The 6,279-nt window shown below is 25.9% G+C and carries 7 protein-coding genes; 2 read left to right on the forward strand and 5 right to left on the reverse strand.

Translation table 4 applies throughout. The features are described 5' to 3' along the window. Window positions 1-58: 58 nt before the first annotated feature. From phoU to rpmB, 5 genes are all read right to left on the reverse strand, one after another. Window positions 59-736, reverse strand: coding sequence for a phosphate signaling complex protein PhoU (phoU, locus tag M0D11_RS05010; protein ID WP_174480791.1), 678 nt, complete (start codon window positions 734-736; stop codon window positions 59-61). A gap of 37 nt (window positions 737-773) precedes the next feature. Further along, window positions 774-1,709, reverse strand: a complete 936-nt coding sequence (gene pstB / locus M0D11_RS05015; protein ID WP_252320660.1) for a phosphate ABC transporter ATP-binding protein PstB — start codon at window positions 1,707-1,709, stop codon at window positions 774-776. Further along, window positions 1,634-3,655 carry a phosphate ABC transporter permease PstA gene (gene pstA / locus M0D11_RS07300; protein ID WP_252320661.1) on the reverse strand — a complete coding sequence of 674 codons (2,022 nt, stop codon included), beginning with the start codon at window positions 3,653-3,655 and terminating at the stop codon, window positions 1,634-1,636. Before pstA ends, pstB begins: the two co-directional genes overlap by 76 nt. Before the next feature lie 14 nt (window positions 3,656-3,669). Beyond that, on the reverse strand, window positions 3,670-4,632 hold the full coding sequence (locus M0D11_RS05025) for a PstS family phosphate ABC transporter substrate-binding protein (RefSeq protein WP_252320663.1): 963 nt from the start codon (window positions 4,630-4,632) through the stop codon (window positions 3,670-3,672). Between the two features lie 211 nt (window positions 4,633-4,843). Beyond that, the gene (rpmB, locus tag M0D11_RS05030; RefSeq protein WP_252320665.1) at window positions 4,844-5,035 is read right to left on the reverse strand and encodes a 50S ribosomal protein L28; all 192 of its coding nucleotides are present in this window, start codon (window positions 5,033-5,035) and stop codon (window positions 4,844-4,846) included. Between the two features lie 218 nt (window positions 5,036-5,253). Here rpmB and M0D11_RS05035 point away from each other — a divergent pair, with 218 nt between their 5' ends. Both M0D11_RS05035 and greA read left to right on the forward strand, forming a co-directional pair. Then, complete coding sequence (locus tag M0D11_RS05035; protein WP_252320667.1) at window positions 5,254-5,601, forward strand: HPr family phosphocarrier protein; 348 nt, start codon at window positions 5,254-5,256, stop codon at window positions 5,599-5,601. Window positions 5,602-5,710: 109 nt separating this feature from the next. Beyond that, the gene (gene greA / locus M0D11_RS05040) at window positions 5,711-6,232 is read left to right on the forward strand and encodes a transcription elongation factor GreA (protein ID WP_252320669.1); all 522 of its coding nucleotides are present in this window, start codon (window positions 5,711-5,713) and stop codon (window positions 6,230-6,232) included. Window positions 6,233-6,279 lie beyond the last annotated feature (47 nt).

Raw genomic sequence — 6,279 nt, forward strand, 5'->3', positions numbered from 1 at the left:
ATTAGTAACTTTGTAAAACAAAGAAACACAGATTATTAAAAAGCCTCTGATTGATAAATTATTCAGATATTTTTGTTGAAGATAAATCATAAAATTTACCTTTAATAATATATACTATTGTTTCACAAATGTTAACTAAGTGATCACCTAGTCTTTCAATATATTTCAACTGTTGCATTGTTGATGTATATTGAGAGAGTTGATCATTATTTTTGTTTACTTTTAACATATTGACAATGTTTTTCATTGATTCACGAAAACGATTATCAATATCGATATCATATTCTGCTGCTTGATAAGCTTTGTTAATATCATTTTCATTTATAGATTCACCAATTAAATCCATCATTTTAAATACTTTTTTCATTAATCCTGATAATTGAGATGTTAATTTAATTTCTGGTTTATATTTGACATTAAATTTGGATAAATTTTTAGCATAATTTGAAATACGTTCTAAATCACGAATAATATTCATATAGCCAATAATAGTACGTAAGTCAGTAGCAAAAGGATTTTGTTGAGCAATACTTCAAATTGCAGTAATTGTTAAACTTTCAGCGACTGTTCTAATTTCTTTATCGGTTTCAACAATTCTTTTTGACATATCAAAATCTTGTGTTTCCATTGCTATTAAAGCGTCTTTATGTTCTTTTTTTACTTCTTTTAATAAAGTTAATAAGTTTTGTTTTAAATTTATGATATCTAAATCAAATCTACGGTTAATTATTTTCATTTTTTCCTCCTTTCTCTATAATTAATTATATATATTTTTAACCAAATCTGCCGGTAATATAATCTTCTGTTCTTTTATCTTTTGGTCGTGAAAATATTTTTTTAGTATTATTATATTCAATGACTTCTCCATTTAAGAAAAAAGCAGTTTTATCAGAAATTCGTGCTGCTTGTTGCATTGAATGAGTAACAACAATAATTGTAAAGTCTGATTTTAAATCATTCATTAAGTCTTCAATTTTAGATGCGGCAATCGGATCTAGAGCTGAAGTTGGTTCATCCATTAATAGTACTTCTGGTTTTAGGGCAATAGCACGAGCAATACATAAACGTTGTTGTTGGCCACCTGATAATGATAATGCTGAATCAAATAAGTGTTGAGCAACTTCATCTCATAAAGCCGCTTTTTTTAAAGCATCTTCGACAATTTGATTTAGAATCTTTTTGTTTTTAATGCCTTGATTTTTTGGACCATATGCAACATTATCATAAATTGACATTGGAAAGGGATTAGGTTTTTGAAATACCATTCCAACTTTAGTTCGTAATGAAATAATATTTTTTTTATTTTCATAAATATCTTCATTATTGAATAATATTTGTCCATTAATTTTAACACCATCAATTAAATCATTCATTCTATTTAAAGTTCGTAGTAATGTTGATTTGCCACAACCACTTGGTCCAATAAAAGCGGTTACTTGATTACGACTTATTTCTAAATTTATATTAAATAAAGCCTGTTTTTTACCATGATTATAGAAGAAATTTAAATTTTTAATAGTAAAAACATAATTACTTTTTGGAATATTTTCTATATTTGATAAATTATTTGATTTGTTATTTGGTTTTTTCTTAAATTTATCTTTCACTTTTAAAAAGTAAGGTTTAATCACATTTACTTTTCTTTTTTTATTGCTATTCGCTGATTCTTTCTTGCTTTCATTTTTTCTTTTAATAATTCAATTGAGCATTTTGTTTTCACCCCGATTCCTGTTGTTAAACTTTTTTCAAAATGTTTTGCTATAAAATTTAAAATAAATATTAGTATAACTGTTATTAGTGCTGTTTGGTACATCATTCCTAATTTATTAGGGTCATTTGATTCTTTATTAACTAATAAAATATGGGTTGTTAAAGTTTGTCCTGAACTTAAGAAACCTTTATTGGGAAAAGCAACAGTGCTTCCTAATGTTAGATAAACTGGTGCTGATTCACCAATAATTCTACCCATTGATAAAATCATACTAGTAATAATGCCACCAATGGCAGCTGGAATAACTACTTTTCTTATTGTTTCAAATTTACTAGCACCTAGTGCTAATGATGCTTCACGATATTCAATAGGTACTGATTTTAATGTATCTTCTACTGCTCTAATAATAAGTGGTAAAATAACAATTGTTAATGTTAAACTAGCAGCAATTGCTGAGAAACTTATTTGTAAGAAAGTAATAAAAAAAGTAAATCCAAACATACCAAAGATAATTGATGGCGTAGAAGCTAAGGTATTTAGCACAAAACGTAATATTGAAGCAAATCAACCATTTTTGGCATATTCGTGAAGATAAATTGCGCCAATAATACCTAATGGCATAGCAATAGTAATTGTTGTTAATATCAATAAACATGTCATTGTGATAATTGATAAGTAACCTTCATCACCGGTTGTTCAAATTAAAGCCGCAAAATTAAAATTGAAAACGCTACTACCAGCATTACCACTAATGTTGAAGATACCATTAATAATAATATCACCAATAATTCAAATAATTAATCCCATAGTAATAAAACAAGCTAGCCCCATAAAGAATAATCGAAAATAGTCTTTAAAGTGTTTTCAGCCTTGATTTTTAATAGTTTTTTCACTAATAGTTAACATTAGTTGATTATCAGATAGATTTATTTTTTTTAAATTATAATTTCGTGGTTTTTTATGACCTTTTGCTTTTTTATCACTACGTTTATAAATTATTAAAACAATAAAGTTAATGATTGAAACTATAATAAATAAAAATAAACCAATTCCATATAATGCTGATATTTGTTGAGAACTAACTGCTTCTCCAATTTCTAGTCCAATTACTCCCGCTAAAGTAGAAATTGAACTAAATAAAAATGCAAGTGGACCATGTGCAAAATTGGGGGTTAGAGTACTATTACCAGCAATCATGACAACGGCTATTGTTTCACCAATGACTCTTCCAAATCCAAAAATTATTGCACCAATGATTTTGGTTTTTGCCGCTTTAAAAATGACTTTAAAACTAGTGTCAGTCCTGCTAATACCTAGTGCTAATGATGCATATAGATAAGATTTTGGTACTCTAGTAATAGCATTAACAGATAATGAAATAATTGTTGGTAATGCCATCATTGATAAAATAAAACTTGCTGTCATCATATTTTCTTTGGTTGGTGCTCCCATTTTTACAAAAATAGGACCAATGGTCATTAAACCAAAAGCACCAAAAACAACTGAAGGAATACCAGATAATAATTCTACTAAAGTTAATGTTGTTTTTTTTAATTTTGGTGGTAAAAATTCACATATAAATAATGATGTTAGTAAACTTAAAGGAACAGCAAGTATCATTGAAAATAGCGCAACTCAAAAAGTGGCAACAACAAAGGCAATAATACCAAAACTATTAGCACTAGGTAATCATTTACTATTTCCTAACATTTTAAATCAATTAAGAAAACTCATATTACTAAATGTTTGGCCGATAATAAAACCAATTAATAATGAAGCGGCAATTAGTGCTAATGAAGATATAGACAATACACAAATTTTAGCAATCAAATCATAAGTATGTTTTTTTTGTTCACTAATAAAAACATTTTTTGGATCATGATTTTTATTAAAATGATTAAAAGTTATTTTATGTCAAAACTTTTTAAAAGATTTGGATTTCATTTATTAATACTCCTTTATGGAAAATTGTTTAATCACTGATTTAAATCATGATTTAATTTGTCAGTTAATGGTACTGCTGATTGTGCGTATTGAGCTTCTGAAAAAGCAGGAACTACGTATTCGTTATGACCTGGATAGCCAGGAATAAACAAGAATTTTAGAAATTTAACTAAAGTATTAATTTGTTTAAAATTTTTATTTATTAAACCTGTAAATGGTCGTGATAACTGATAAGTACCATTTTTAATGGTATCTAAACTTGGAGCAATTTTTTCTCAATTAGCAATATGAATATTAGTGAATTGTTTATTTGAATCTAATTGTTTTTTATCTGAATATGAACTATAACCAACACCACCACTAGACATATTAAACATTTGTGTACTTGAATTAACGGTTATTGCTTGTGGATAATATGCTTTTGAATCACCCAGAACTTTTTCATTAAAAACATCTCGTGTTCCTGAACCATTTTCTCTAGTATAAGGTAAAATTTTGAGGTCACAAGTTGGTTTGATTCAACCTTGATTTGGTTCTGAAGTATTTTGTGGAAATAAATCTCTTCAGAAAATAGACGATTTTAAATACATTTTTTTTACTTTATCTTGTGTAAAATTTAGAGGTTTATCATTACCTAAGCAATCTTTTGGTAAATTATAAACTAAAATCATGCCATCTTTTGATAAAACAAAAGAAATTAAATTATTATTAGGAGTTGTATATTCCTTTGAAAGTCAGCCAATACCAAACATATTTTTATTAACGGGAATTACTGCTGCATCTGAACCTAAACTGTTATAAGTAAAATCTGCTTCTTTATGATTATCAGGATAGTCTTCCATTAATGTATGCATTAAAGGTGCTACTGAAGTTGAACCACCCATAATAAAATAGGGTTTATGACTAACTAAAGTTACAATAAAAATACTAATCATTGTGATTAATCAAAATAATGACAAAATTCTTTTTTTTAGCATATAAATCCACCCAACTGAGAGTTTTCTTTATCATACACGTATTATAACAATATAATTGATAAAAACTAGAAAAATTATTTCATTTTTATAAAAAATGTAGGTTCTAGACTATATTATTAATATTTTTAATTTAATATAAAAAAATAAAAGAAAAGTATTTCTTTCTTTTATTAGTATTCTTTATTTATATAATTCAAAAGATAAAATAACTTTATTTTTTATTATCTAAAGCATTATTTTTCTTTAAAGTTTTTAAAGTACGAGCACTAATCATTAAAGTTTTTCCACCAATTTTTACTGGTTGTAAGTTTGGATTTCATTTTCTTCTAGAAGAGTTCATCGCATGCGAACGGTTGTTACCAGCTAGTGGACCAATACCACTTAAAGCACATTTTCTTGCCATAGTTATTTTCTCCTTATTAATGTTTTAACTAATAAATAATACCATATTTATTTATTTATTTTAAAAAAAATTAAAATTTATTTGTAAAAAATTGAATATTTACTAGGACATTATTTTAATAAGAAAAATTTAAATTATATATTTTTTTTAAAAAAATAAAAAATATGTTATAAATAAACTATATTATACAAATTTTTAAGAAATCTTGGAGGAAAAAAATGAATTGTATTATTTATGCTGTGCAAATTGATGATGAAAAAAAGATTGGTTTACATGCACGACCAATAGCCAAAATTGCTGCTGCTATTAGTAAGTATAAAAATATTGAGGTAGAAGTCATTAAATTACCTGATAATGCAGATATTACGAAGCCAGTAAAACTTACTGGTAATGAAACTAAAGTTAAAGCTAAGTCAGTTCTTAATTTTCTAGGTTTACAAGCAAAAAATTTTAGTAAAATTGCTTTTATTATTACAAAAATGGATGAGAAAGAAGAAGATAAAAAACTTGAAGAAGTTAAAACAGAAATTATTTCTTTATTAAAAGAAGAAAAATTAATAAAGTAAATGGTTTTAAAAAAAGTATTCTTTTGAATACTTTTTTTAAAACCATTTATCCTTATGATATAATTATTTACGTTCTTAAAATATTAAATTATATAAATGGAGGCATTTAATGAGCGAAATTAACAAAAATAAAGAAATAATAATTTCAGAACAAGGTTTAGAAAAGTTAAAAACTGAATTATATAAACGAATTAATGTTGAACGTGAATCGATAAAAGAACGATTAAAAGCAGCTAGGGCTGATGGTGATTTATCAGAAAATGCTGATTATACTAGTGCGCGTGAAGAGCAAGGTAAAAATGAAGCACGCATTCAAGAACTTGAAACGATTATTACTAGTGCTGTTATTCTTGAAGAACAAAAACAACGTAAAAATAGTAATATCAAAGCAGTTCGTGTTGGTAGTTGAGTAACAATTGTAAAAATTAAAGATGGTAAAATTGTTTCTGATTCAGAAGAAAAATTTAAAATTGTTGGAAGTATTGAAAGTAATCCATTTGAAGGATTAATTTCTAATGAGTGCCCATTAGCAGTATCAATTATGAATTGTGTTGTTGGTGATATTGTTGATATTAAAGGTATTAAAGAAACATATAGGGTAAAAATTATAGAAGTAAAAAATCAATTATAAATAATTTAATTAAAAATGACCACTATTTATTAGTGGTCATTTTTAAT

The sequence above is a fragment of the Spiroplasma endosymbiont of Lariophagus distinguendus genome (assembly GCF_023846195.1).
GTDB lineage: Bacteria > Bacillota_I > Bacilli_A > Mycoplasmatales > VBWQ01 > Spiroplasma_E.